At 53.7% G+C, this 24273-nt stretch carries 26 protein-coding genes; 18 read left to right on the plus strand and 8 right to left on the minus strand.

What is annotated here, in order from left to right; translation table 11 throughout:
- On the minus strand, nt 1-1200 hold a 1200-nt coding region (locus tag KK078_RS27180), incomplete at its 3' end, for an outer membrane protein assembly factor BamB family protein (protein WP_254093495.1).
- Between the two features lie 177 nt (nt 1201-1377).
- Here KK078_RS27180 and KK078_RS27185 point away from each other — a divergent pair.
- Nucleotides 1378-2709, plus strand: a complete 1332-nt coding sequence (locus KK078_RS27185; protein WP_254093496.1) for an APC family permease — start codon at nt 1378-1380, stop codon at nt 2707-2709.
- A 29-nt stretch (nt 2710-2738) separates the two neighbouring features.
- Here the strand turns inward: KK078_RS27185 and KK078_RS27190 are convergent, their stop codons facing one another.
- The 4 genes from KK078_RS27190 to KK078_RS27205 all read right to left on the minus strand — a co-directional run bounded on the left by KK078_RS27190 (nt 2739) and on the right by KK078_RS27205 (nt 5515).
- Nucleotides 2739-3587: an NmrA family NAD(P)-binding protein gene (locus tag KK078_RS27190; protein ID WP_254093497.1), complete on the minus strand. Its 849-nt coding sequence runs from the start codon at nt 3585-3587 to the stop codon at nt 2739-2741.
- Between the two features lie 94 nt (nt 3588-3681).
- Nucleotides 3682-4278, minus strand: a complete 597-nt coding sequence (locus KK078_RS27195) for a hypothetical protein (RefSeq protein ID WP_254093498.1) — start codon at nt 4276-4278, stop codon at nt 3682-3684.
- Between the two features lie 178 nt (nt 4279-4456).
- Complete coding sequence (locus KK078_RS27200; RefSeq protein WP_254093499.1) at nt 4457-4999, minus strand: hypothetical protein; 543 nt, start codon at nt 4997-4999, stop codon at nt 4457-4459.
- Between the two features lie 45 nt (nt 5000-5044).
- A complete protein-coding gene (locus tag KK078_RS27205; protein ID WP_254093500.1) occupies nt 5045-5515 on the minus strand; it encodes a hypothetical protein in 471 nt (156 codons plus the stop codon).
- Between the two features lie 154 nt (nt 5516-5669).
- Between KK078_RS27205 and KK078_RS27210 the strand changes: the two genes are divergently transcribed.
- The 3 genes from KK078_RS27210 to KK078_RS27220 all read left to right on the plus strand — a co-directional run bounded on the left by KK078_RS27210 (nt 5670) and on the right by KK078_RS27220 (nt 8978).
- A complete protein-coding gene (locus KK078_RS27210; RefSeq protein ID WP_254093501.1) occupies nt 5670-7055 on the plus strand; it encodes a serine hydrolase in 1386 nt (461 codons plus the stop codon).
- Nucleotides 7056-7345: 290 nt separating this feature from the next.
- The gene (locus KK078_RS27215; RefSeq protein WP_254093502.1) at nt 7346-7987 is read left to right on the plus strand and encodes a phosphoribosyltransferase; all 642 of its coding nucleotides are present in this window, start codon (nt 7346-7348) and stop codon (nt 7985-7987) included.
- 34 nt (nt 7988-8021) lie between these two features.
- Nucleotides 8022-8978 carry an NADP-dependent oxidoreductase gene (locus KK078_RS27220; protein WP_254093503.1) on the plus strand — a complete coding sequence of 319 codons (957 nt, stop codon included), beginning with the start codon at nt 8022-8024 and terminating at the stop codon, nt 8976-8978.
- A 311-nt stretch (nt 8979-9289) separates the two neighbouring features.
- Here KK078_RS27220 and KK078_RS27225 read toward each other — a convergent pair whose 3' ends face one another.
- Nucleotides 9290-9853 carry an HD domain-containing protein gene (locus KK078_RS27225; RefSeq protein ID WP_254093504.1) on the minus strand — a complete coding sequence of 188 codons (564 nt, stop codon included), beginning with the start codon at nt 9851-9853 and terminating at the stop codon, nt 9290-9292.
- Nucleotides 9854-10333: 480 nt separating this feature from the next.
- On the opposite strand from KK078_RS27225, the gene KK078_RS27230 reads away from it, so the two are divergent.
- From KK078_RS27230 to KK078_RS27280, 11 genes are all read left to right on the plus strand, one after another.
- Nucleotides 10334-10747, plus strand: coding sequence for a hypothetical protein (locus KK078_RS27230; protein WP_254093505.1), 414 nt, complete (start codon nt 10334-10336; stop codon nt 10745-10747).
- Between the two features lie 414 nt (nt 10748-11161).
- Nucleotides 11162-13234 (plus strand): elongation factor G, encoded by a 2073-nt coding sequence (fusA, locus tag KK078_RS27235; protein WP_254093506.1) that lies wholly within the window; start codon nt 11162-11164, stop codon nt 13232-13234.
- 206 nt (nt 13235-13440) lie between these two features.
- On the plus strand, nt 13441-14016 hold the full coding sequence (locus tag KK078_RS27240) for a BON domain-containing protein (RefSeq protein WP_254093507.1): 576 nt from the start codon (nt 13441-13443) through the stop codon (nt 14014-14016).
- Between the two features lie 60 nt (nt 14017-14076).
- Nucleotides 14077-15129, plus strand: coding sequence for a Gfo/Idh/MocA family protein (locus KK078_RS27245; RefSeq protein ID WP_254093508.1), 1053 nt, complete (start codon nt 14077-14079; stop codon nt 15127-15129).
- Between the two features lie 8 nt (nt 15130-15137).
- The gene (locus KK078_RS27250; protein WP_254093509.1) at nt 15138-16337 is read left to right on the plus strand and encodes a D-arabinono-1,4-lactone oxidase; all 1200 of its coding nucleotides are present in this window, start codon (nt 15138-15140) and stop codon (nt 16335-16337) included.
- Nucleotides 16330-16713 (plus strand): sensory rhodopsin transducer, encoded by a 384-nt coding sequence (locus KK078_RS27255; RefSeq protein WP_254093510.1) that lies wholly within the window; start codon nt 16330-16332, stop codon nt 16711-16713. Before KK078_RS27250 ends, KK078_RS27255 begins: the two co-directional genes overlap by 8 nt.
- Before the next feature lie 7 nt (nt 16714-16720).
- Nucleotides 16721-17263 carry a DUF2721 domain-containing protein gene (locus KK078_RS27260; RefSeq protein WP_254093511.1) on the plus strand — a complete coding sequence of 181 codons (543 nt, stop codon included), beginning with the start codon at nt 16721-16723 and terminating at the stop codon, nt 17261-17263.
- Between the two features lie 78 nt (nt 17264-17341).
- Nucleotides 17342-17683 carry an MmcQ/YjbR family DNA-binding protein gene (locus tag KK078_RS27265; RefSeq protein ID WP_254093512.1) on the plus strand — a complete coding sequence of 114 codons (342 nt, stop codon included), beginning with the start codon at nt 17342-17344 and terminating at the stop codon, nt 17681-17683.
- Nucleotides 17684-17789: 106 nt separating this feature from the next.
- Entirely contained in the window at nt 17790-18242 is a 453-nt protein-coding gene (locus KK078_RS27270; protein ID WP_254093513.1) for a carboxymuconolactone decarboxylase family protein, read from the plus strand.
- A 44-nt stretch (nt 18243-18286) separates the two neighbouring features.
- On the plus strand, nt 18287-18637 hold the full coding sequence (locus KK078_RS27275) for a YciI family protein (RefSeq protein WP_254093514.1): 351 nt from the start codon (nt 18287-18289) through the stop codon (nt 18635-18637).
- A gap of 17 nt (nt 18638-18654) precedes the next feature.
- Nucleotides 18655-19893, plus strand: a complete 1239-nt coding sequence (locus KK078_RS27280; RefSeq protein ID WP_254093515.1) for an RNA polymerase sigma factor — start codon at nt 18655-18657, stop codon at nt 19891-19893.
- 14 nt (nt 19894-19907) lie between these two features.
- Here KK078_RS27280 and KK078_RS27285 read toward each other — a convergent pair whose 3' ends face one another.
- On the minus strand, nt 19908-20354 hold the full coding sequence (locus tag KK078_RS27285; protein ID WP_254093516.1) for a DoxX family membrane protein: 447 nt from the start codon (nt 20352-20354) through the stop codon (nt 19908-19910).
- A gap of 176 nt (nt 20355-20530) precedes the next feature.
- On the opposite strand from KK078_RS27285, the gene KK078_RS27290 reads away from it, so the two are divergent.
- From KK078_RS27290 to nhaA, 3 genes are all read left to right on the plus strand, one after another.
- Complete coding sequence (locus tag KK078_RS27290) at nt 20531-22270, plus strand: RDD family protein (protein ID WP_254093517.1); 1740 nt, start codon at nt 20531-20533, stop codon at nt 22268-22270.
- Between the two features lie 87 nt (nt 22271-22357).
- Nucleotides 22358-22654 carry a hypothetical protein gene (locus KK078_RS27295; RefSeq protein ID WP_254093518.1) on the plus strand — a complete coding sequence of 99 codons (297 nt, stop codon included), beginning with the start codon at nt 22358-22360 and terminating at the stop codon, nt 22652-22654.
- A complete protein-coding gene (nhaA, locus tag KK078_RS27300; protein WP_254093519.1) occupies nt 22651-23808 on the plus strand; it encodes a Na+/H+ antiporter NhaA in 1158 nt (385 codons plus the stop codon). Before KK078_RS27295 ends, nhaA begins: the two co-directional genes overlap by 4 nt.
- A 47-nt stretch (nt 23809-23855) precedes the next feature.
- Here the strand turns inward: nhaA and KK078_RS27305 are convergent, their stop codons facing one another.
- Entirely contained in the window at nt 23856-24221 is a 366-nt protein-coding gene (locus KK078_RS27305; RefSeq protein WP_254093520.1) for a DUF4180 domain-containing protein, read from the minus strand.
- Nucleotides 24222-24273: the final 52 nt, after the last annotated feature.

Consider the following 24273-nt stretch of genomic DNA (forward strand, 5'->3'; position numbering starts at 1 on the left):
TTGCGGCATAGGCTGTGTGGGCCAAAGTTTTTCGCCTTCCAGATGCGTGACCGTATCGACAGGTGTTTCCACGATGTCGAACAGGGGTTCGCCGGTTTCGCGGTTAAATAAAAAGACAAAGCCCGTCTTGGTGGTCTGCACCACGGCGTCGATCTTTTTACCTGCGTGTGTTACGGTGACCAGCACCGGGTACGACGAGGGATCCCAATCCCAGGTATTGTGATGTATATATTGAAAATGCCACAGGCGCCGGCCGGTGTTGGCGTCCAGGGCGAGCAGGCAGTCGGCATAGAGGTTGGCGCCGGTGCGCTTGCCGCCATAGAAGTCCATCGATGCAGAGCCGGTGGGGATGTAGGCAATGCCGCGTGCGTGGTCGATGGTCATGCCCATCCAGTTGTTGGCGCCGCCGGTCAGCGTATAGGCTTCGGGGTTGTCCCATGTTTCGTGGCCGGGCTCGCCGGGTTGGGGAATGGTGTGAAAGATCCACTTCAGCTCGCCCGTGCGCACGTCGAAGGCGCGGATGTGGCCCGGGGCGGCATCCATCGCTTCGGATACACGGGTGCCCGTCAGGATCAGGTCTTTATAAACAGAAGGCGCGGATGTATGCGTGATAAAGAGGTCCTGAAAGGCTTCCCCGAGCCCTGTGTGCAGGTCCACCTGGCCGTTATGACCAAAGCCGGCGATGCGTTTGCCCGTTGTGGCATCGATCGCCTGCAGATACGGGCCTACGGTATACACGATGCGATGGTCGTGGCGGCCATCGGTCCAGTAGGTTACGCCGCGGTTGTTGTTGAGGATAAAGTGCCCGGTCTTGTCGCCGGCAATCGTATCGAACGGTGTATAGCGCCACTTCTCGCGGCCCGTGGCGGCGTCTATAGCAAACAACGTCAGTTTCGGCGACGTGCCGTATAACACGCCGTCAACGATAATGGGGTTACACTGGATCTGCGAATGCGCGGCCGTATCGGCATCGCCCGCGTGATACTCCCAGGCCACACGCAGCTGCTGTACATTGGTGGTATCGATCTGTCGCAGCGACGAATATTTGTTCCCCGAAGCGTTTCCGCCCACGACATCCCACCGGGTGTAGGCGTCGTCCGGAGGACTGCATCCGCACCACACGGACAGTAAAACCAACAGATGGAAGAAGGTCGATAGGCCGGCACGGTGCCGGCAATGGCGGTAGCGTTGGGACATCATGACGGGTTGTGGGTTCCGGAAACGATGGAATATACTTCTTTTTCGACTTTCCCGGAAGTTAGTCGTGATAACTCCCGTCGTTTTTGACATTCAGCGGCGCGGGCGTGAACGATAATTTATATTTTGGAGTTAAGGAATCTTACACGAAACCATATCCTATGCGGGTAAAACTTTACCATGGCTGAACAGGCACAAGATCGACGGCTGGGGCTGCTGCAAGCCACGGCCATCAACATGACCGACATGGTCGGTATCGGCCCGTTCATCACGCTGCCGATGGTTATCGCCACCATGAACGGCCCCTATTTCTTATACGCCTGGATGGCCGGCGCATTTCTGTCGTGTATCGATGCCATGGTCTGGAGCGAGCTGGGCGCAGCGTTCCCCCGCGCCGGCGGCTCCTATAATTTCCTCAAAGAAACGTACGGCACCCGCGGCCCCGGTAAGATCATGAGTTTCCTGTTCGTGTGGCAGACCATGATCCAGGCACCCCTGGTGATTGCCTCCGCGGCCATCGGCTTCTCCGACTATTTCTCGTACCTCGTTCCGCTTTCGCCCGTGGCCGCCAAGGTCGTCAGCGGCACCGTCGTCATCGCCATTGTATTCCTGCTGTTCCGGCGTATCGAGGCGATCGGCAAGATCAGCGTCTTCCTCTGGGTGGCGGTGATCGGCACGATGCTCTGGATCATCGGCGGTGGTATTGCGCACGGCAACTTCATCGCACCGATGCAACACATCAACGACGGCCTCACCTTCAACTTTGCGTTCGTCGCCGCCATCGGTTTTGCCTCTGTCAAAACGGTCTACAGCTACCTCGGGTATTATAACGTATGCCACCTGGGTGGTGAGATCGTCAATCCTTCCCGCAACATCCCCCGCAGCATGTTCTTCTCCATCGCGGGCATCTTCCTGCTGTATATGATGATGAACATCAGCGTTGTCAGCGTCATTCCCTGGCACGAAGCCAAAGACAGCAAATTTGTGGTAAGTCTCTTCATCGAAAGGCTGCTTGGCCCGAATGCCGCCAACATTGCTACGTGTCTCATCCTGCTGGTGGCTTTTGCTTCCGTCTTTTCCGCCACCCTCGGCTACAGCCGGATACCCTATGCCGCTGCTGCCGACGGCGCATTCTTCAAACCGTTTGCACGCCTGCACCCGCAAGGCAACTTTCCCTACGTGTCGATCTTATCGCTGGGTGCCGTGGCCTTTGTCTTCAGCCTGCTCTTTAAACTGCACGATGTCATCAGCGCCATCCTGGCCATGCGCATCCTGGTGCAGTTTATCGGCCAGGCTACCGGTCTTTTACTGCTCCGCGAAAAACGCAAGAGCTTTCCCTACAAAATGCCGTTCTTCCCCGTACCGGTATATATTGCCATTGCCATGTGGGCCGGCATCTTAATTTCCACCGGCTATCAAATGGTCCTCAGCGGCCTGATCGTCATTGGCCTGGGCATCGTGGTGTATATCGTCAAGGAAGCCGTCGCCCGTCGTCGCCAACAGCCTTCCTGAAGTCACGCTATAACCCGGGGCGCAAGGCATTAGGCCTCCGGCGCCGGGTTCCAAATACCGGTAGCAGCGGTCTTGCGAACAAACTCTGTGAAGTCGGTCGGTTTGCGACCCAGCGCACGTTCCACGCCGTCGGCAATATATTCGTTGCGGCCGTCCAGCACTTCGGTGAACAAATAGCGCAGCAGCCAGATCAGATCGTCGGGCAGGCCATACTGCGACAGTGCAGAGGCATACGACTCCATAGGGATTTGCTCATACACGATCTCCCGGCCGGTTGCCGTGGCGATCTCCTGCGTTGCCTCGCGGAAGGACAGCAGTCGCGGGCCGGTCACTTCATATACCTGTCCGTCGTGACGCGGATCGCTCAGCGCTGCCACCACCACATCGGCAATGTCATCGGTGTCGATAAATGGCTCCTTGATATCGCCCGCCGGGAGTGCCACATACCCCGCCTGTACCGGCTCCCCCAAATGTCCTTCGCTAAAGTTCTGATTAAACCAGCTCGCCCGTACGATCGTCCAGCGCATGCCGGCGTCGATCACTACCTTTTCGCACAGCTGGGCTTCCGTCTCGCCGCGTCCCGACAACAGCACCACCTGCTGTACCTTGTTCTGCCTGGCCAGCTGCGTCAGCGCGTGAATCGCCTCGACCGATCCCGGCACGGCCAGGTCCGGCTGAAAGGTAATATAGATGGCCTGTACACCCTCCATTGCCGGCTGCCACGTCTGCTGGTCATTCCAATCAAACCGGGTCTTGCCCGACCGCGACGCGGCCCGCACGCCATACCCTAATGCTTCCAATCGCTGCACCACTCTTGCGCCGGTCTTGCCATTACCCCCGATAACCAAAACTGTCTTTGTTTCTTTTGTTGTGTTCATAGTTTTAATGTTTAAATGATACATCAAAACTACTTTCCCCGGGGTCCGGGGAATAGAACAAAACCGACAAGTTCAGGGCTCGGTGCGGTGCGGCTTAGGGGTTATGGTCTGGGATCGTACGATCACGCAGGATTGTTTTTGTCAGGCTCCAGAGCTGGAGGGATTCGTAGTTTTTTAAGGATGTCCGGGCGTGTAGCGCGGGAGCGTCGGTTTTGTGGACGGTAAAATAACTGTGGTATTCTTTTAGGCTGACGTCGCACCAATCCAGGTGGTTGCCGTTCGGGAGGGTGATGCCCTGCCGGTTGAGTGTATGGTTGTGTAAGATTACGTCCTGGTTGTCGAGGAATGTGTCGTACAGGCTCTCGATGAGGGGGACGCAATAATTGTCCCAGCAGGTGTTCAGGATGTCGTTGAAGATACTTTGCTGTGATGCTCCGAAGTAGCTTCTCAGGGTGATTTTCAGCTCCGAGTTGTTTTGGGTTTTGAAGGCTATGACGTACCGTGTGCCGACGGAAAATTCATACCAGACGATCCGTTCAACGTAGCGCCGGAAGTCGACGATGTCTGCTTTCTCTATTCGCGTGAACTCCTGACCTTTCAGGTCCTTGTTTTCAAAGGCAATATAATCGGGTGTCAGGATCAGCTTTCTTGACCGGTCGAGTAAACGTGTTTTGAGTATGTATTCTTTCAATGCGGAATCGATAGGGATTCAAATATAGTTTAAAGGCTATAATATTTTGGTCGGATCGGGTGCCGAATGTCAGCTTCGGTACGAGACTCAGGCGGTTTATTTGTTGCCGTCAGCCTTCTGCCCGCCAGTTATAAACTGGCAACCTAGAGGCACTCCCGATAGCCATCGGGATTCTGCGCTACGCGCTTAAACTTGCGCCAGTTGCATGTCTTTCGCCGGGCAGCGTGTCGCGTAGTTTTCGGATGCGTGCTTGCAGCGATGGGATGGGTTCGTGTGTGACGGCTGTCAGTGTTTCCTGGAAGGGTTCGCGAAAGTCGGGGTATATGCGGGACAGGTCGTAGAGGCTTTGCAGGGCGTGTACGCGGACGAGTTTGCTTTCGTGTGGGTTGCGTGTCCAGTATTGTAATGTTTTCCAGACTTCTTCGGCTTCATCCGGGAGTAAGGTGACGCGTGTGATGAGCTGGGCCAGGCGGCCTTTTAGTTCGGGATGGTCGGAGGTGGTGAAGAGGCGGAGCAGGTCGAGCTTATGGGTGCGGAGGAGTTCCTGGTGTTTGGTCGTCACTTTTTCGATGGCTTCGGCTGCGCGGAGTACCAGGGGGCGTTCGTGGTGGTATAGCAGCTCGAAGAGCGAGTCGAACGAAAGCTGGTCTTTGATCCGCGCACGCAATGTGCGGGTCTGCAGGTTGCCGCGCATGAGCCACTGTGTCAACGACGGGTCCATAGTTTACAAGGGCCTTTGTAAAAATCATGCCGTGTTGCGTACGTTTCAGGCATCCTTCCACCGGATGACTACATGTTTGTTGCATTGCCGTACGGCATCGACAAATAATTCGAGATCCTTTTTTCTCACCAGCAATATTTCCTGGTCGTCCAGGTCGATCGCAGGATCGAAGGCAATGGAATACCGGTCGAATCGCATGCCGCCGATCGGCGACGAACGGTAGCTCCACTGCATATTGCTGACGGCGTAGATGCGCTTGATGCTGGCCAATGGTACGGATTTACTTTTTCGCAACCCTTTCAGGTATATAAACTCCCGGTCGTAGTATAGATCATAGGTTCGGTTGATGACACCGTACATCCAGGCGACCAGCACCAGCAGGAAAATAAATGCTACGATGTTTGCCGAGCTGGAGTGTTTGTAGTCGGTTGTCGCGAACAGGATCATCAGGGCCAGCAGCAGCGCTACGGGTACGATGAGCGCGTGTAGAATATTGATGGGGCTTAACAATCGCATAATCCTGTCTGCTAATAATACCGGAAGCTCCCGGCAGGTAACATCGCCGATTTTTACATTCACCTGAAATTTTGTCCGAATGGGGCATTGTCTCCTGTTAGTGGACGGACTTTTTTTGCGTTGCGCGACAAGATCGTGCATTTTTGATAGTACTATGAAAACGACCCGCCTGTTTTTCTTTGTTCTTTCGGTCACGTCGGGTGTCAGTGTGCTGTTGTCGTGCCGGGACGACGCGGGGCCAGGCGTATTCGCCACGGTGAAGACTGCGGCTATGTCCGACGTCACACCGCTGTCGGCGACGGGTGGCGGTACCGTGGTCGACGCGGGTGGTTCGCCGGTTTCGTCGCGGGGGATTGTGTGGAATACGCAACGCCATCCCACGGCCGACCTTCCGACCAAGACAGACGACGGTACGGGCGAGGGCACCTTTGTCAGTTTACTGACGGATCTTGTACCGGGCACCACGTATTATGTGCGGGCGTATGCCACCAACGGTACAGGCATTGCCTACGGCGAGGAAGTAACATTTGTCGCGGCCGATCCTTACACGACGCTGGACGATGCCATGAAAGTTAACATGGAGGCACTTTCCATACCGGCGGTGTCGCTGGCCATCGTTTGCCAGGAAAGGCTTGTATACGCAGCGGCCTATGGGTATGCCGACAAGGAAGCAGTCCAGGTCGCCGCGAACAGTGACCGGTATCGCATTGCGAGCCTGTCAAAACCGATCACGGCCATTGCCGCGTTGAAACTGTCGGAAGCGGGTATGCTTTCGTTAGACGATGCTGTCTTCGGAGACGGCGGTATCCTGGGCAACGACTTCGGCGCTCCGCCGGACGGTTCTCTGAAAGACCAGATCACGGTGCGTCATTTGCTGAACCATACTTCGGGATGGATCAATTCGCCGGATGACCCGATGTTTCGCGCGAACGATCTGACACAGGCGCAGCTTATCCGTGACCTGCTGGCGAATCGGCCGTTGGTATATACTCCCGGTACACAGGAGTCGTATCTCAACTTTGGATACTCGGTGCTGGGCCGGGTGATCGAGAAAGTTACGGGCACGTCGTATGAAACGTACATCAAAGAAATGGTCGCGCCGATGGGAATCTCGACGCTGGAGATCGCCGGAAATACATTGGAAGAACGGCTGCCGGGAGAGGTGAAGTATTACCAGGCCGGGTTCAGCCCGTATAGCATGAATGTTGCGCGCATGGACGCGCATGGTGGCTGGGTGGCGACGGCCACTGATCTGGCCCGCTTTATGGTGCATATCGATCGCAATACGCATGTGCCCGATATTGTCTCGTCGTCGTTGCAGGCGATGTATTTTGGTGACAGCTTCTGGGTGCATAGCGGTTCGCTGCCGGGCACGTCGTCTTTGCTCGTGCGGTTGGATAACACGTTTAGTTTTGTGGTGCTGGCGAATACGCGTACGGAGGATGATTATGACCGGATCCTGGAAGAACTGTATACCGTTGTGCGCGATCATATTTTGATGCGGAGCAAGTGGCCTTCGTATGATCTGTTTGATCAGTAGGTTGCGCTGTTGACATTCTCCACGGTATGCTGCCGGCCGCGCGAAACCGGGATCCCGCAGGTCCTGATCGCCTCGCTTATCTTTTGTGCTTTGTAAGGCCTGCGGGCATGGTATTTTCACTTGCTTTCCTGTGGATGTTGTCACATGCAGACGATGAAATGATGTGTCGGGGTTGATTCTCAGTGATTCTTCCCGTAGATTCAGGTGTATAGGCGTAGACGGTGTCGTTGTCAGGAATGGTTTTTGGAGCGTTGGGGTGAGGAGTGTTTTACGAGTGAACACTATGGGTTATGAAAGCCATCGAAATCAAGAATTATATATATGCAGATCGGCATGAGGCTGGCGCGACCGTGGCGCAGATGCTGGAAAAGAAATACAAGGATAAACATGTATTGGTTTTGGGTATTCCGCGAGGTGGCGTGGTGATTGCCTATGAAGTCGCGCGGCGCTTGCATGGAGAGCTTTCGGTGGTGGTCACGAAAAAGCTGCCACACCCTGAGCAAGAGGAGTTGGCCGTGGGGGCGATGGCGGAGGATGGCTCTGTGTTTTTGACTTCGCTGGCGCGCGAGGTGCGTGAAGAAGTCTTGCGGGATGTAGTGTGTACGCAGCGGCAAGAGATCCTGCGGCGCGTGGAGCAGTTTCGGCATGGCAAGGCTTTGCCTGCCATGGAAAATAGAATTGTTATTCTGGCGGATGATGGGATCGCGACCGGCTCGACGTTGGTGCCGGCGATCCAGTTGTGCCGGAAGAAGAAGGCTGCCGTGATCGTCGTGGCCGCGCCGGTGTCGGGGGAATATTATGTGTCCGAAATCGATGATCTGGCGGATGAAGTTGTGATTGCGCAGCAGCCGGAAGGGTTTCAGGCGGTAGGACAGGTGTATGACGATTTTCGGGCAGTCGAAGACGAAGAGGTGCTCGCGTTGTTGAAATAGCATTCGTACGGATACAACACAACTCAGACGATATATGAAAGCAGTTACGATCCATGAATTTGGCGGCCCTGAGGTGCTGCAGGTGGAAGAGGTGAAGAAGCCTTTGCCACGCGATAACGAAGTGCTCATTGAAGTGCATGCTTCGAGCTTGAATCCGGTGGATGCGAAGTCTATTGAGAAAGATTCGCGGTACCGGTCGGAGTTGCATTTGCCGACTACGCTGGGAATGGATGTAGCGGGTGTGGTGGAGATGGTGGGGGATCACGTAAAACACGTTAAGGTGGGCGACAAAGTATTTGGCCAGGCGAGTGTTTTACGCGATGGTTCGGGGGCCTTTGCCGAGTATGCTGTGACGGCGGAAGATTCGGTTGCGCGGATGCCGGAGAGCCTTGGTTTCCTGGAGGCGGCCGCGGTGCCTTTGGCAGCGACGAGCGCCTACGAGGCAATTTTCGAGCACATGAAACTGCAAAAGGGGCAACGCGTTTTGATTCATGGTGGATCCGGAGGAATCGGTTCGTTCGCCATTCAAATGGCCAGGCATGTGGGTGCTTACGTCGCCGCGACTGCATCGGGTGATGGTGTCGAGTTTGTCGAAAGCCTGGGTGCCGACGAGGTGATCGACTATCGCAAGGATGCCTTTGAATGGAGCTTACGCAACTACGACGCTGTGCTCGATACGGTGGGCGGTGGCATTTATAGTCAATCATTCCATGTGCTGAAGCGGGAAGGTATCATAGTGTCGATGCTGATGAAACCCGACGAGGATCGGATGCGGCAATTTGGTGTACGGGCGGTGCTGGAAATGACGCGCATCGATCGCCGGGTGCTGTCGAAGGTCGCGAAGCTGATCGACGAGGGTGTACTAAAGGTGCATATCTCGGCGATCTACGCGTTGACGGAAGCCAGGGAGGCGTATCGCGCAAAAGAAGAACAGCAGATCCTGGGTAAAATTGCGATTGACGTGAAACAGGGCAACTATGTAAGTGGATAGCCTTTTGTAGAAGATCGTAGGCAGCCGGGAAAAGCGCTACACGGTAAACGTGCTTGTATGATTGTTTTTTGCGGGCACGCTATTTATGTCTGTACGAATGTCGATCTGGAAAATAGTATCGGTAAATGCATCCCGAGATGAGAATTTCCGGATACTGTATTTATTATCGAAACTATCTTTGACAACCTTGCCCATCTATGGGAAAGTGTACGATCGATACCAGAGGCTGTTTTTTTTGAAATAAAAAGAACAGCCTCTTCTTATTTCTACACTGTTCAACTTTCTTGTGATCAACTGTAGTGTAACGGTGACTACTTCAGAAAGCGTTCATACGCTTTGATCTTGCCGGCCAGGCGTTCTGCCAGATAGCGGTTGCCTTCCTTCAGTTCGTGGTAGATCAGCTGCGCTTCGGCCTGGTAGGCTTTTTTCTTTTCGTTGTCCCAGTAGAACGGCGGTGCGTAGAGGTTCGTGATGCGGTCGGCCATTTTTACGGCCCAGATCTCTTTGGGTTGTTTTTTGATACGGGCCAGGCTGTCGTGCATCTTCGCTTGCTTGTCGGCGATGGTGTTGCTTTTGGTGAGGGCGCGGACGCCTTCGGCTACGGCGGGGCCAAACCGGTGGACCAGCTCGTCGTACGTGAGTGCGGTATCTTCCAATGTGTCGTGGAGGATGGCGCAGTGTATGGCGAGGTGGGTATCAAAGTCTTTTTCGAGGGCAGCCGCCGTCAATACTTCGAAGGCAACACTGCCGATATGGTTCATGTATTCAATTTGTTCGCCGGGGTCGGCCCCGCCGTACTTTTGCCCGTCGTGCATGCGGGTGGCAAGCTGCCAGGCGTCTTGCAGCGCGTCAATGGGCCAAGGGTTGTTGGTCATATGTTAAGAGTTTTGGGGATTCTGCCGGGAATTGCCGTTGGCAGGCGGGATGTGGATGTTGGATCTTCGTATATCAGTGTATACGTAAAAACTTAGTGTTATGTTCACTGGATCCTACTGCCCTTTGGCTTTTTGCTGGTGTAGAAGAATCAGAGCATAAAAATTATCGGTACGGCGCTTTCATTTTATGACGGTACCTCGTCAGGACCACAGACCTCCGTGTAAATATTTATACCGGAAGTGACCTTGAACGGGAAATTGCGTTACCTTTGTGGCATGAAAGTCGTAGCACTTCTTATTTTAAATGTAAAGGATTCCGCAGATCTGATCTGCGTGTGGACTATTCGTGCCCGGCGATACCGAAGTCTATAAGCAGAGAAAAGTATATTGAGATAAAGCCCGGGCCAATAAAGCCCGGGTTTTTTGTTTAAGGGCGAAATTTTATACGGAATTAAATGTGTTGCGTAAAAATGTAAAACTATGATGACACCTGTAACCTTGTACAGGCCTGTAGGAGCGAATGAGCTGATGCGTATTATTGAAACAGGCATGGCTTTCTTCCCGCCGAGGCTTTATTGGGAACCTATCTTTTATCCGGTATTGAACGAGCTGTACGCTTGTGAGATCGCCGAGCGCTGGAATATGCGCGAGGTTGAAGGTGATGATGCCGGATTTGTTACGGCATTTGAAATTCCTTCGTCATACCTTAGTCAGTTCGAAGTGCAGACGGTAGGACTTGCGCATCACCAGGAGCTCTGGGTACCTGCGGAGGAACTTGCTGTGTGGAACAGCTACATACTGACTGGGATTCGTGTGACCAGGGCTTATTGTGGTAAGCAGTATAGTATGCCGGATAAGATTCGAATTTGTTTGGTTCAAGGCGGACTTTTATGAGCCGGTGCTTGCTATATTCTTAAGATGGTTCTATTTTTGTGCTGTAGATAAAGAACGACAATCATGTCAACTATTCTGAAATTCATTATTGCCGCGAGCCACATCATCTTGATAGTAGATGGGGAGGCACGGGTATTTCCGGATGAACGAGGATAGTTACTACAATAGTATACTGCGAAAGCCCCTCCCATCCGGAGGGGCTTTTTTGTTGCTTCCCCACTATTGATCTCAATTATTATTCAATCACAGAACGCATGCGATGAGACGTATCTTAAAATTTATAGTCGACAATACTGCAAATATGCCGGAGCGATAAGGCTAGGGGGAAGATCTGTGCTTACCCGAAAGCCCCTTACTGCCGGTGAGGGGCTTTTTTGTTGTGTTTTGACAATACTACAAAATGACAATTCTATTATGAAACAACATACAAACATTCGGAATATAGGTATCATGGCGCACGTTGACGCCGGTAAGACGACCGTTACGGAGCGCATATTATATTATACGGGCATGATCCACAGGATGGGAAATATCGACGACGGTAATACCGTGATGGATTCCGATCCGCAAGAATCGAAGCGGGGGATTACAATCTCTTCGGCGGCGATCACGACGTTCTGGTCGCGGGAGGGTACACAGTATCAGGTTAACTTGATCGATACACCAGGCCACGTTGATTTTACGGCTGAGGTAGAGCGTTCGCTGCGCGTACTGGATGGTGCGGTGGCTGTGTTTTGTGCGCGGTCGGGTGTACAGCCTCAGTCAGAAACGGTGTGGCGGCAGGCTGATAAGTACGGTGTGCCGCGTATCATCCTGGTCAACAAGATGGACCGGCAAGGTGCTGACTTCCTGCGTGTAGTCCGGGAGATCGAATCACGGCTTCATACTGTGCCAGTGCCCGTTCAGTTGCCGCTCGGGGCCGAGGACACTTTTGTGGGCGTGATCGATTTGATTGCTTTGAAGGCGCTGGTATGGAATGCTGACGACGGCAAGGCCTATACGACGATGGTCATACCGGAATCTCACCTCGCGGAAGCGATGCATTGGCGAACGTACTTGCTGGAGCAACTTTCGCTGGTGGACGAGTCCATCTTTGCGAAATATACAGCGGGGGAAGCAGTGAGCGAAAGCGAGATCCGTCAGGCGCTGCGCCGGGCTACGGTCGGGTTGCAGCTGGTGCCGGTGTTATGCGCGGCGGCGTATCGCAACCGTGGTGTGCAGCCTTTGCTGGATGCCGTCGTGTCGTATTTGCCGTCGCCGGCGGACAAGGCTGAGGTAAAGGGCGTTGTGCCGGAGAGCGACGACGTGGTTGTTCGCGAAACGTCCCTGGATGCTCCTGTGGCCGGGTTGGTCTTTAAGGTCGTGACCGACGATTATGTCGGCCGGTTGGCGATGGTGCGGATCTATGCCGGGGTGTTAACGAGTGGCGGTTATGTGGTGAATAGTCGTACGGGCCGACAGACGCGTGTAAGCCGGTTGTTGCGTGTGTTGTCTGACCGGTTCGAACCCGTCGATTCGCTCGATGCCGGTGACATCGGTGCGTTGGTCGGATTGAAAGATGTAAAGACGGGCGACTCGTTATCACATCCCGAGCATCCAGTTCAGCTTGAACGTATGGACTTTCCGGTGCCGGTGTTTGGGTATGCTATCGAGGCGAAGGCTTCGAAGGATACGGGCAGGCTCAGCGAGTCGCTGGCACGGTTGCTGGACGAAGATCCGACGCTGGCGTTGGAGGTCGATCCGCAGTCAGGTCAGACCATTCTGCGTGGTATGGGAGAGCTTCACCTGGAGGTTGTGCTGGAGAAACTGGCGACGACGTACGGTGTGGACGTCAACAAGGGTGAGCCGCAGATTGCCTACCGCGAGGTGTTGACGCACGCGGTTATACATCGCGAGGTTTTTAAACGACAGAATGGCGGCAGTGGTAATTTTGCCGATATACAGTTTGAGCTATCGCCTGCCGCGAATGGTGCAACGGGGCTCGAGTTTGTTAGTGACATCAAGGGTGGTGTTATTCCAAAGGAGTTTGTTGTTTCCGTACGAAGAGGTTTTGAGGAGGCGATGAAGAACGGTGCGCTGGCGGGGTATCCTGTCGAGTCTATGCGGGTGCGCCTGTTCGAGGGTAGTATACACGAGAAAGACTCGCATGCGCTGGATTTCGAAACAGCGGCCGTCATGGGCTTTAAAGAAGCTGCTCCGCAGGCGCGGCCGAAACTGATTGAACCGATCATGCTGGTCGATATCCTTACGCCGGAAGAGTTCACCGGCGCGGCAACGGGTGATTTGAACCGGCGACGGGGCGTTATCCTGGAGATCGGTACAAAGGGTGGCGCACAGTGGATACGGGCAGAGGTGCCATTGGCCGCTTTGTTTGGATATGTCACAGCGTTGCGTACGTTGTCTTCCGGCCGCGCATCAGCATCTTTGACGTTCAGTCGCTATCAGTTAGTGCCGGAGAATGTTTTGGAGAAGGTGCTGCCGGGTTAGGGTGATGGTTCCGACAAGTCGGAACCGCCCAATTTTTTTGGCTAATCATGACGGGTTCCCGGTTTCGGGAGCCCGTTTTTTTTCTTTTTGTGGGGTTAGTATTCTATTGTCGTGCCTGATGGCGAGATTCCCCACGGGTGGGCACAATATTTAACGGCTGTCATCATGGCTATGGCAGTTTATCGGAAACCAAAATGCAATGTCTTATGAGAACTTACAATCAGCAGATCGAAGATGCGTATGCCAGCTCGCGGCGCGAAGGCGACAGCATGCGCAATCGTGAAATTGAACGAAGCTCCGGACAGGACCGCCGGAACCGCTACCGGGACGATCAATACGAGTATAAATATGCGTCCTCGTATGAGCCCTTCCAGGATGAGATAGAACACACGGCGGGGCGTGACGCGATGCGGGGCACCGATGAGCAGCATGCCGGCATACACCGCGGCAAAGGCCCTCGCAATTATCGCCGCTCGGACGAGCGCATATTGGAGGATGTCAGCGAGCGCCTGGCAGAGGATGCGTACGTGGATGCTTCCGGTATTGCGGTGGAAGTCAAGCAAGGTGAGGTGGTGTTATCGGGCACCGTGCCGGACCGCATGACCAAACGTCGTGCTGAGGATATTGTGGAAGCGGTCTCGGGGGTGTCGCACGTCGAGAATAAAATTCGGGTGACGACTACTTTTGAGCAACAAGGTGCACCCGATACTTCTGGTAAGATCCCGAAAAAGTCGAATAAAGGCCCGAGTGAAATGGACATTCGCCGTACGGCAACGGCTTAGATGAGCCGTAGTAGTACGGCTTAGATGAGCCGTAGTAGTGCGGCGTAGAGAATATAAACCGTGAGAAGAACCGTGATGACAAACGATCAGCAAAAATTAGGCGTAGCGCTGGTGGGGCTGGGCCGGTACAGTGAGGGGCAATTGGGTCCGGCGCTGACAGAAACACAACACTGTTACCTCGCCGGGGTTGTCTCCGGCAGCGAGGAAAAGCGTAGGCAATGGCAGGCGCGGTACGACCTGCCGGGGAGTAATTTGTATCATTATGATACGCTGGAGGCGATGGCGGGCAACCCCGCGATCGATATTGTATATGTAGTGTTACCTAATGCGTTGCATGCGGAGTATGTTATTCGCGCGGCAAAAGCGGGCAAGCATGTTATTTGCGAGAAGCCGATGGCTACGTCGGTGGAGGAATGCCGACAGATGATCCATGCCTGCCGGGAGGCGGGTGTTTTGTTGTCCATGGGGTATCGGCTTCACTTCGATCCGTTTAATAAGGAGATGATGCGCCTGGGGCAGGATGAAATTTTTGGTAAAGTGAAACGCATTGTTGCCGACGATAGCATGACGATCGAAAAAGAAGAATGGCGGCTTGATGGTGCGCTGGCGGGTGGCGGGCCGTTGATGAACAACGGTGTGTATTGTGTACAGGCTGCATTGTTCGTGACGGGCGAACTGCCCGTTGCCATCCGGGCGGAGTTTTCGCCGAAGACCCGGCCGGACCTGTTCCGTACGGTGGAAGAAGGCATTCAGTGGGAGATGGAGTTTGCCAGCGGGAAGAAGGCGATCTGCGAGAGCAGCTATAGTAAAGACGGTAATTTGCTGCGGGTGACGGCGGAACGGGGTTGGTTCGAGCTGGATCCCGCCTACGAATACAAAGGCTTGAAGGGGCGCACATCACAAGGGCCGATGGAGTTTCCGGCGATCCGTCAGCAAGCTGCGCAGCTGGATGATTTTGCGTCGTGTGTCAAACGGAGTGGGGCCTCCCGGGTGCCGGGTGAAATGGGTATGCGTGATGTGGAAATTATGATGGCGATCTACGAGTCGGCCCGGAAAGGTGGAGAACGGGTAACGTTGCATCTGGAAGCATACCAGGATATGATCGAGGTATAGAGAAACACATGCGAGAGTGGATTAATTGGTCGGGGTCGTTGCGTTTTACGCCCCGGGAATACGTATGTCCGGAAAGTGAGGATGCACTGGCCACGGCGATCCGTCACGGTCACGCGGCCGGCAAGAAGGTGCGGCTGGCGGCGGCCGGGCATTCGTCGTCGCCGTTGGTAGCGACTCCGGATGTTTTACTTCACTTACATCATTTCAAGGGACTGGTATCGTATGATGCCGCGCAGCGAACGGCGACGTTCCGCGCGGGCACACTTGTACATGAAGCAAACGCAGCATTGCAACAGGTGGGGCTGGCGTTGTTCAATACCGGCGACGTGGATGTGCAGACGCTGGCGGGCGCTATCGCTACGGGCACGCATGGCAGCGGTCGTGCGTTGCAGAACCTGGCGTCGATGTTACAGGCGGTGCGGATGATCGACTATGAGGGCGATGTGCGGCTTTTCTCGGAAGGTGAGCATGCGGATGCGATGCGTGCCCTGCGGGTGTCATTGGGGGCGTTGGGGATCTTCACGGAGATTACCGTCAGCGTGCTGCCGTTGTTCCGACTACGCCGGCTGGAGTTATGCACCGATACGGAGTCCTGCCTGGAGCATTTTGATGCGTTGGCCGACGAAAACCGGAATGTAGATTTTTATTGGTATCCGCGTAGTGATGGAACAAAGATCCGTGTGTTAAACGAACCGGGTCGCGGCACGGCGTCGTTTCCAGCCAACTTTCGTTGCGTGGACGATGAGGAGGGTTTTGTGGGTGAGATATTGCCGCGCAAACGCACACTGAAGTTCGACGAGATGGAATATGCATTGCCGCGTGACGCGGGGATGGCGTGTTTTCAGGCGGTGCGGAAACGCATAAAAGATAAACACCGTCGTGTGGTGGCCTGGCGTGTGTTATACCGGACCATTGCCGCCGATCAAAATTATCTGAGCCCGCACTATGGCCGCGAGAGCGTTTCCATCTCGCTGCACCACAACGCCGGGTTGCCGTTCGAGGCGTTCTTTAACGATATCGAGCCGATCTTCCGGGCGCACGGTGGCCGGCCGCATTGGGCCAAGAAACACAACCTCCGGGCTGCAGATCTGCGAGGTTTATACCCGGAGTGGAATACTTTTCAGGCGATCCGGAAATCATTCGACCCGGAGGGTTGTTTTATCAGCAGTCATTTGAGTGAACTACTTGACCCCGATCACGATGGCTGAACAGGCACTGGGTAAAAAGACATGGGCGTTTGCCGCCGGGCATATCCCGTTGACATCGACGGGGCACGAGCCGACATTTACCAGCCACGATAAGATCGCTATTGTAAATACGGCTACGCAGGACGCCGAGGTTACGATCACCATCTTTTATGAGGACGGCGAGCCGGTGCAAGATCATGCGGTGCGCGTGAAGGCACGACGCGTGCGCAAGATCCGTTTCAACGACCTGATCGACCCGTTGCCGCTTCCGTTGGACAAACCGTTTGGGTTTCTCGTACGGGCCAACGTACCGGTTGTCGTGCAGTTTAGTCGTATGGATACAGGCTCACGCCGCGCGACGGGGTTTTGTATAACACCTTTCCCCGCATCCGCGTAATATAGGTATGGACGAAACAAACCCCGCCCTTGGCATTCTTACCAGCATGATCACCCCGGCGGTATTGATCATGGCCAGTGGATCTTTGATCATGACGACATCGCAGCGGCTGAGCCGTGTTATCGAGCGTGTGCGCAAGACGTCGCAGGAGTTTATGCAGATCGAGAAGAGCCATGATAAAGAGTCGGCGAACGAGGCCAAGCGCCGGATCCTGTATACACTATTGGAAAAGAGCGCGCGTCGCAGCAAGCTGCTGACGCGGGCGATGACGTTTTTATACGTCAGTCTCGGTCTTTTTATTACGACCAGCCTGGCCATCGGCGTGGTGGCGATCACACACCTGCGGCATACGTGGATTCCGACGGCGTTGGGTATGATCGGCGCGGGTTTTCTGTTCTGTGCGTCGGCGATCCTGATCATCGAGTCACGGCTTACCTACAGCGTCATTGCCGACGAGGTTGACTTTGTGATCGAGACCAGCCGGCCCAATGCACCGGAGTTCGTCAAGAAAGCCGTGCGCCGAAGCTGGCGTAATCTGTTTAAACTCTAAGCGACGTGCCCGTCGGCATGGCACCGGTATAGCCGGCCCCTACATTTCATCACGGTAGAGGAATTGTTATCTTGGTACATGGTTACATTCGACTATTTCCGCGAGGTGTCGCTCTCTTTTCCGGAGGTCACGGAAGAGCCGCACTTTGAGAAAGTATCGTTCCGGGTGCGGAAGAAGATCTTTGCGACATACGATGCAGCGGAGAACCGGGCGTCGATGAAGTTGTCGGAGATGGACCAGGATATTTTTTCGAAGGCGGATAAGGCTGCAATCTATCCGGTCCAGAACAAGTGGGGCAAGCAGGGCTGGACGTTGGTGGAGCTGAAAAAAGTTAAAAAGAAACTGTTTCAGCAGGCGTTGCTGACTGCCTATTGTGCCGTGGCGCCGCCGAAACTGGTGGAGCAGTTGCACGGAGAATAGGCTCTTTTTGAGGGAGTTATAATTTTTTTTAGAAAAAAATGCCAGCGTATGTCCAGAAGCGCTAAGTTGATTGTCAACGGAATATAAAATCAAACTTTATAACATTATGAACAATCGACTTAGTTTTTGGGAAAAAGGACAAGCCGCGGTCAAAACGCTTTTTGGCATCGGTACTTATTTAAAGAAGTCAAAGATCGAGGCTTCGCTTCGCGAGCTTATCGAATTCCGGTTGTCGCAGATCAATGGTTGCGCGTACTGTCTCGACATGCACTACAAAGATGCGCGTGCTCATGGCGAGACCGAGCAACGGCTGTACGGCCTGAGCGCCTGGCGTGAATCTCCTTATTATACCGACCGCGAGCGGGCTGCCTTTGCCTGGGCAGAAGCCGTTAACAAATGCGACGTGCCGGATGCGGTCTATGCGGAGGCGTTGAAGCAGTTTTCGGAAGAGGAGCTGGTGGACCTTACACTGGTGGTGGTATCGATCAATGCCTGGAATCGATTCAACATCGCTTTTCCGAATGGGATCGGTACCTATCAAGTGGGCCAATTCAGTTAATTTTGAGTTTAGTGAAACATGAACTTGAACCTTAATCCTTACCTATGAACGAATTCTTATTGATCATCCACCGGGACCTGATCAGCAAAGACGCAACGCCGTCGCCAGAGCAAATGCAGCAGTCGATCAAACCTTTTCAGGATTGGCTGGGCGGGATTGCCGCGCAGAACAAGCTCGTGGCGCCCCCCCGGCGTTGGGACGTGACAGGGTGCCGTATCGTAAAGCAAGACAATGTCGTGCTGAACGGACCGTATGCGGAAATCAAGGAATCTGTCGGCGGGATGATCTTAATACGTGCGAACGACTACGAAGAGGCGGTGGAGATAGCCAGGGGTTGCCCCATTATTCAATGGGGTGCTGTAGTCGAAGTGCGTATGGCAATGCCCACGATGTGAGATCTGAGTAAAGGAGGATGGACGACAATGCCCTGATACCGCATTTGTTCAGAACGGAGTACCGGAACATCGTTTCGGTACTTTCGTATTTGTTCGGTATTCAACACATCGAGGTTGCCGAAGACCTCGTCAGCGATACCTTTCTGACGGCCACCGAACACTGGAGCCTGCACGGCGTGCCGGACAACCCCACGGCCTGGCTCTATACGGTCGCGAAAAACAAAACACGCAATTACCTCAAGCGAAATACGCTCTTTGAGCAGCGGCTGTCGCCGGAGTTGCGTTATACCGCCGAAAAAGCCGAGGAGCTCGACCTGGACCTGTCCGTTAAAAACATCGCCGACAGTCAACTCGCCATGATGTTTACCATCTGCAATCCGGTCAACTCCGGAGAGTCGCAAGTGGCCCTGGCGTTGAACCTGCTGTGCGGTTTTGGTACGCAGGAGATTGCCGACGCTTTCCTGACAAACAAGGAGGTGATCTATAAACGGCTGAGCCGCGCCAAGGAGAAGTTGAAGGAAGCGAACATCAGGATCGAGCAGCCTACGTTGACGGAAATAAATGCCCGGCTCAGTACAGTCCTTACGACGTTATACCTGTTGTTTTCCGAAGGGTATTATTCTACGTCTCAGAACACTACGTTGCGCAAGGGCCTCTGTGCGGAGGCCATGCGGCTTTGCGCGCTGTTGATCGATAATGCCATTACCAATAAGCCGCCGGTAAATGCCTTGCTGGCGTTGATGTGTTTTCACGCGTCGCGGTTTGATGCCCGGGTGGATGAGCATGGCGATTCCATTCTATACCAGGACCAGGATGTGACGTTGTGGAATCGCGAATTGATCGATCGCGGTACGTATTTTTTGAATGCGGCGTCGACGGGTACGGAAGTAACGCGGTATCATTTAGAGGCGGGTATCGCCTATTGGCATACGCAGCGGGAAGATACCGCCGAAAAATGGGAGAACATCCTGAGCCTGTACAATGATCTGCTGATCCTGGAATATTCTCCCATTGCTGCCTTGAACCGCACGTTTGCACTATCCAAGGCCCACGGCAAGGAAGTAGCCATTGTGGAGGCGGAGAAGCTAAAACTAACCACTAATCCGTTTTATTACTCGTTGCTCGGCAATCTGTACACGGGCATCGACAACGGTCTGGCGTTGCAACACTTCGAAAAGGCCGCCAGCCTGTCTACCTCTGTCGCGGATAAGGCGACGCTGCAACGTACCATTGCGCGACTACCAGAAAGCCAGTAGTCCGGGTGTAGCCGTTATCGATTGGAAGTGACGGCCTGGTCGATGCTATAGGGGTATATGGGCAACACGCTCAACAGGAATGACGCGGCGGCCGCGGTCCACACCGAGTAGTTCAGCGGCGCTTTGATGCCGAAGCTGATGGTCATGGCTACGGCAAACAGGAGTAATAAAATGCCGGACGCCACCGACGCGAGACGTGTTTTATAGCCGATCAACAGCAGTACGGGTAAGATTACTTCCAGGGCCGTGGCCACGGCGGCGAGTATGTTGCCCAGTGACGGGGGTAAAAATCCGTTGACTGAATTTGAATATGCGAGGAAATTCTGCCAGTTGCCCCAGCTCACGCCCGGACTACCCGGTGCGCCCCACAGGCCAAACCTGTCGGCGACGGCCGACAGGTACGATATAGACAGGGCCAGGCGCAGGAACAGTTGCGGGAGGATTGTTGTCGTTGTTTTCATACGTAAAAAGATATACACAAAGGTCTGCTGCAGGCGAGCTTTATTTCTTCAACTAGTTTAAGAAATGTCGTGATAGGCGGAATGCGTGGGAATTTTGCCTGCGTACCATTTTTAGGGAAAAAGATACGAAAACGGGGCATGGGGCCAGTATTTTTACCCGTCAACCTATTGCCTATATGTCCAAGAGAGTTATTCTTATTTCGTTCGCCTTTGCCCTGGTGGGATTATCGGCCGAATTCCTGATGTTTTTTTTCAACAAAGAGTCTCTATTCACTGTCGTTTCTGAAATGCAGCATGTATTGAGCATTGTACAGATACGGACGAGTGGATTCCTGGAATATTCCCTGGCCTGGAAAGGGCCGACCCTCGGCTACCCGGATATGATCTGTTACCTGATGCTCCTGGCCGGCGCTATTCTATACATGCGGTCAACGGGGCGGGAAACCCGTCTCATCCGGTTTGTGCTGGCGATTATTTTGATGAGCAACGCATTGACTGCTTTTTTTTCGATCCTGATGCCTTCTTCTTTTCGCAGTGAATTTCAGGTCGCTTCCTCCTGGGGCTGGGGCATTTACGGGATTACGCTGGCAAAGAACGTAGCGCTGGCATATCTCTCGTATCTGGCGTTGCGTGTGATGCATCGGGGAAAGGTGTTGGTTGCTGTGCCGCCGGATGCTGACGATGCGTCTCAGCCGGTATGGCAGAAGGCTTCGGGAGAACAACGATTTACCAATGTGGTATTGGATATCATCGTATGTGTGCTGATCTTTTTGCCGTTGGGTACTCGTCTTGCTCCGGATTGGCTGTCGTGGATGGAACATACATTCGGCAGTCGCATGGGCGTTTTTCTGCTGCTGGTGATCGCCCGGACATTCTACTATTTTCTCTTTGAAACAACGCTGGCAGCAACGCCGGGTAAACTGATGACCGAGTCGCGGGTGGTGGATGTAGACGGTGACCGGCCGACGCCGGGGCTGATCGTCAAAAGGACGTTTGCGAGGTTTATACCGTTCGAACCGCTTACGTACTTTGTAGAAGGGTTGTGGCACGATGAGCTTTCGTATACGCGGGTAGTCCGCGAGAAGCAAACCGGTGTGGAGGGAATGCGCTATTGGCTCGTAGTGCCGTCGATCGTTGTGCTGGTGAGCCTGGGGCTGGCAGCGGATAACGTATATAAACGTCATCTGGAAAATGTCCGCGAGGAACGTTTGCACGACCGGGATGTTGCCTATATGCAATACGAGCTCAGTAAGCTTGATACGGATCATATTATCGAGCTTTACGATACGGATCCATCTTCATCGCCACGGTCTTTCTATTTGAAGGTCGAAGAAGTGAATGGGGGTGATGTGACAGCAACGCTGATTAAAAAGAACTCCAGTTACTATGAATCGCTTGTAGAGATCCGGGAAGCTTTTTATAACAATGCCTTAATCCGTGAGCTTACTTTGGTTAAATTTAAGCGTACGGTGTTGGAAGCGGCTTATACGCCTGATATAAGCGATGTGGAACGCGGTGAGTTTCGCGTAGCCGATGTGTTGGGAGATGGTCGTAAGTTTCGGATGGTGCGGCTTGACCGGCTGGGATGCAGCAGCATTTTTGAGCAAGGGATGAATGAAGGATCAAACTTAACGGGCACACTTACCTTGCGACTTGGCAACCACGGTGTGCGGGGATACGTGACCTCTATCGAGATCCTGGAAGGTTCACTTCATTGGGAGCGGGCGGAAACCGACAACGAAGCGCCCACACGTGAATCGGTGACGATGCCGGATTTTTTTGTGAAGTTCTCCGGGTACCATTCCGACGAACGTTACAAAATGAAAATGATGGTGACGGAAGCGGGAGGAACGGAACGATTCTATTTGATCGAAGGTGAGGGTGAAGACGTCACGATACGCCGGCTGGACGAATAACAGCCGGTATTGAAGCAGGTGTGCCGGTGACACGCAGGCGGGTGTCGGCGTGCGGGTCATAGGAATTGAGCGGCAAAGTTTGAATATTTGGCCGAATATTCATTTATGTACTCCAGGAACTGGCTGATATTAAAAGACGATGCCAAAAAGACCTTTGAGGTCTGCGGGCAGGAGACCAATACAAATGCTTTTATGAACCGAACGATCGGCATGCAGCGATTGGGCATGATGGTGAGTGCTATTACGCCTCCGATCTCGAATACGAATTCAAACCGGGCGTCGGTGAAGGTGCCGGGCTATACGCCGGAAGAAGGGCTGGAGGAACGGCTGATGAGCCAATACCGCACGCTGATGATGGGACCCATAGATATCGACGAAGAATGAAATTGACAAAGCTGTTCCATGATTTTTTTCAGAGCGAAAAGTCTTCCGGACTCGCGCTGATGGCGTGTACGGTGATTTCGCTGGTGCTTGCCAATTCGGGTTTACGAGACGGCTACCTGGCGTTTTGGGATTATCACATCTTTGAACACACTCTTTCCCACTGGATCAACGACGGGCTCATGGCGATCTTCTTTTTGCTGGTCGGCCTGGAACTGGAGCGTGAAGTTTACATTGGCGAGCTTTCGTCTCTCAGACATGCATTGTTGCCGGTCGTCGCCGCCCTTGGCGGCATGCTCGTGCCGGCGGGGTTTCACTTTGTTTTTAATCACGGAACGGATACCCAGGCCGGCGCGGGGATCCCGATGGCTACGGATATTGCTTTTGCGCTGGCTGTGCTGTCGCTGCTGGGCAACCGTGTACCGGCATCGTTAAAGATCTTCCTGACGGCGCTCGCCGTCATCGACGATCTCGGGGCGATATTGGTCATTGCCATTTTTTACACCGGCACGCTGGTATGGATGAACCTATTGGTTTCGCTGGCGGTGTTCGGGGTGTTATTGATACTGAATCGGTTGAAGGTACGCAATCTCATACCTTACCTGGCGGGTGGTATCGTGATGTGGTATTTTATGCTGCACTCGGGCATTCATGCCACTATTTCGGGTGTGCTGCTTGCCTTTGCCATTCCCTTTGGGAACGGTGACGAGAAATCAACTTCATACATCCTGCAGCACTTCTTACACAAGCCGGTTGCTTTTTTTATCCTGCCGGTGTTTGCGCTGGCCAACACGGCGGTGACGCTGCCGGCGGATTGGGTGCATTCCCTGGTGGAAGCCAACAGCCTGGGGATCTTTTTCGGTCTCTTCGTTGGCAAGCCGTTGGGCATTTCGGTGTTCTCGTATGTTTCGGCGCGGTTGAAACTGACCCGTCTTCCGGATGACCTTGTCATCGGGCACGTGATCGGCGCGGGTTTCCTGGGCGGCATCGGATTTACGATGTCGATCTTTATTACGTTACTGGCATTCCAGGATCCACATCTTATCAATGAATCCAAGATCGTTATATTACTGTCGTCGGTAATAGCCGGCATCACCGGCTTTTTATTGCTGCAAATGTTCTGTCGCACAGCGTTGGCGGGAGCGAATGACGAGTAAATTGCTATACTGCGTTCATTCTCCGAGGTTGCCTGTTCGTACTATTTTTATTCTATTGTTTTTGTTATTCCTAATTTGTTCACGGCATCCCTAAGCGTTGCGGTAAATACGATCGTAGTGCCGCGGTTGTTTTCGCGGATGAAGTCGTGCAGGCTTTTACTGGTATAGCGGGTGAAGTCGCCGACAATGGCCAGGCGCCGCCCGTAGTTCACTACTTTTTGGAGGATCTCACCCGCCAGTCCGGTGCGGAGATCGAAGAATGACTCGTGCAGTGTTTCCTGGTGGATGACAATGGTATCGGCAGGCAGGTTCATCATGATCTCGAGAAAATCCTGGGCGGTTTGGATGGCCGGGGTGTTCTTCGGTATCTCTGCGATGAGCTCGCCCTGGATGATGTGCAATACGGGGTTCATTTGTTTGTTTAAAAATGTATTGTGGCGCGGAGGGCTTTAACCTCGATCTTCC

The organism is Dawidia soli, from assembly GCF_018598185.1.
GTDB lineage: Bacteria > Bacteroidota > Bacteroidia > Cytophagales > Cyclobacteriaceae > Ohtaekwangia > Ohtaekwangia soli.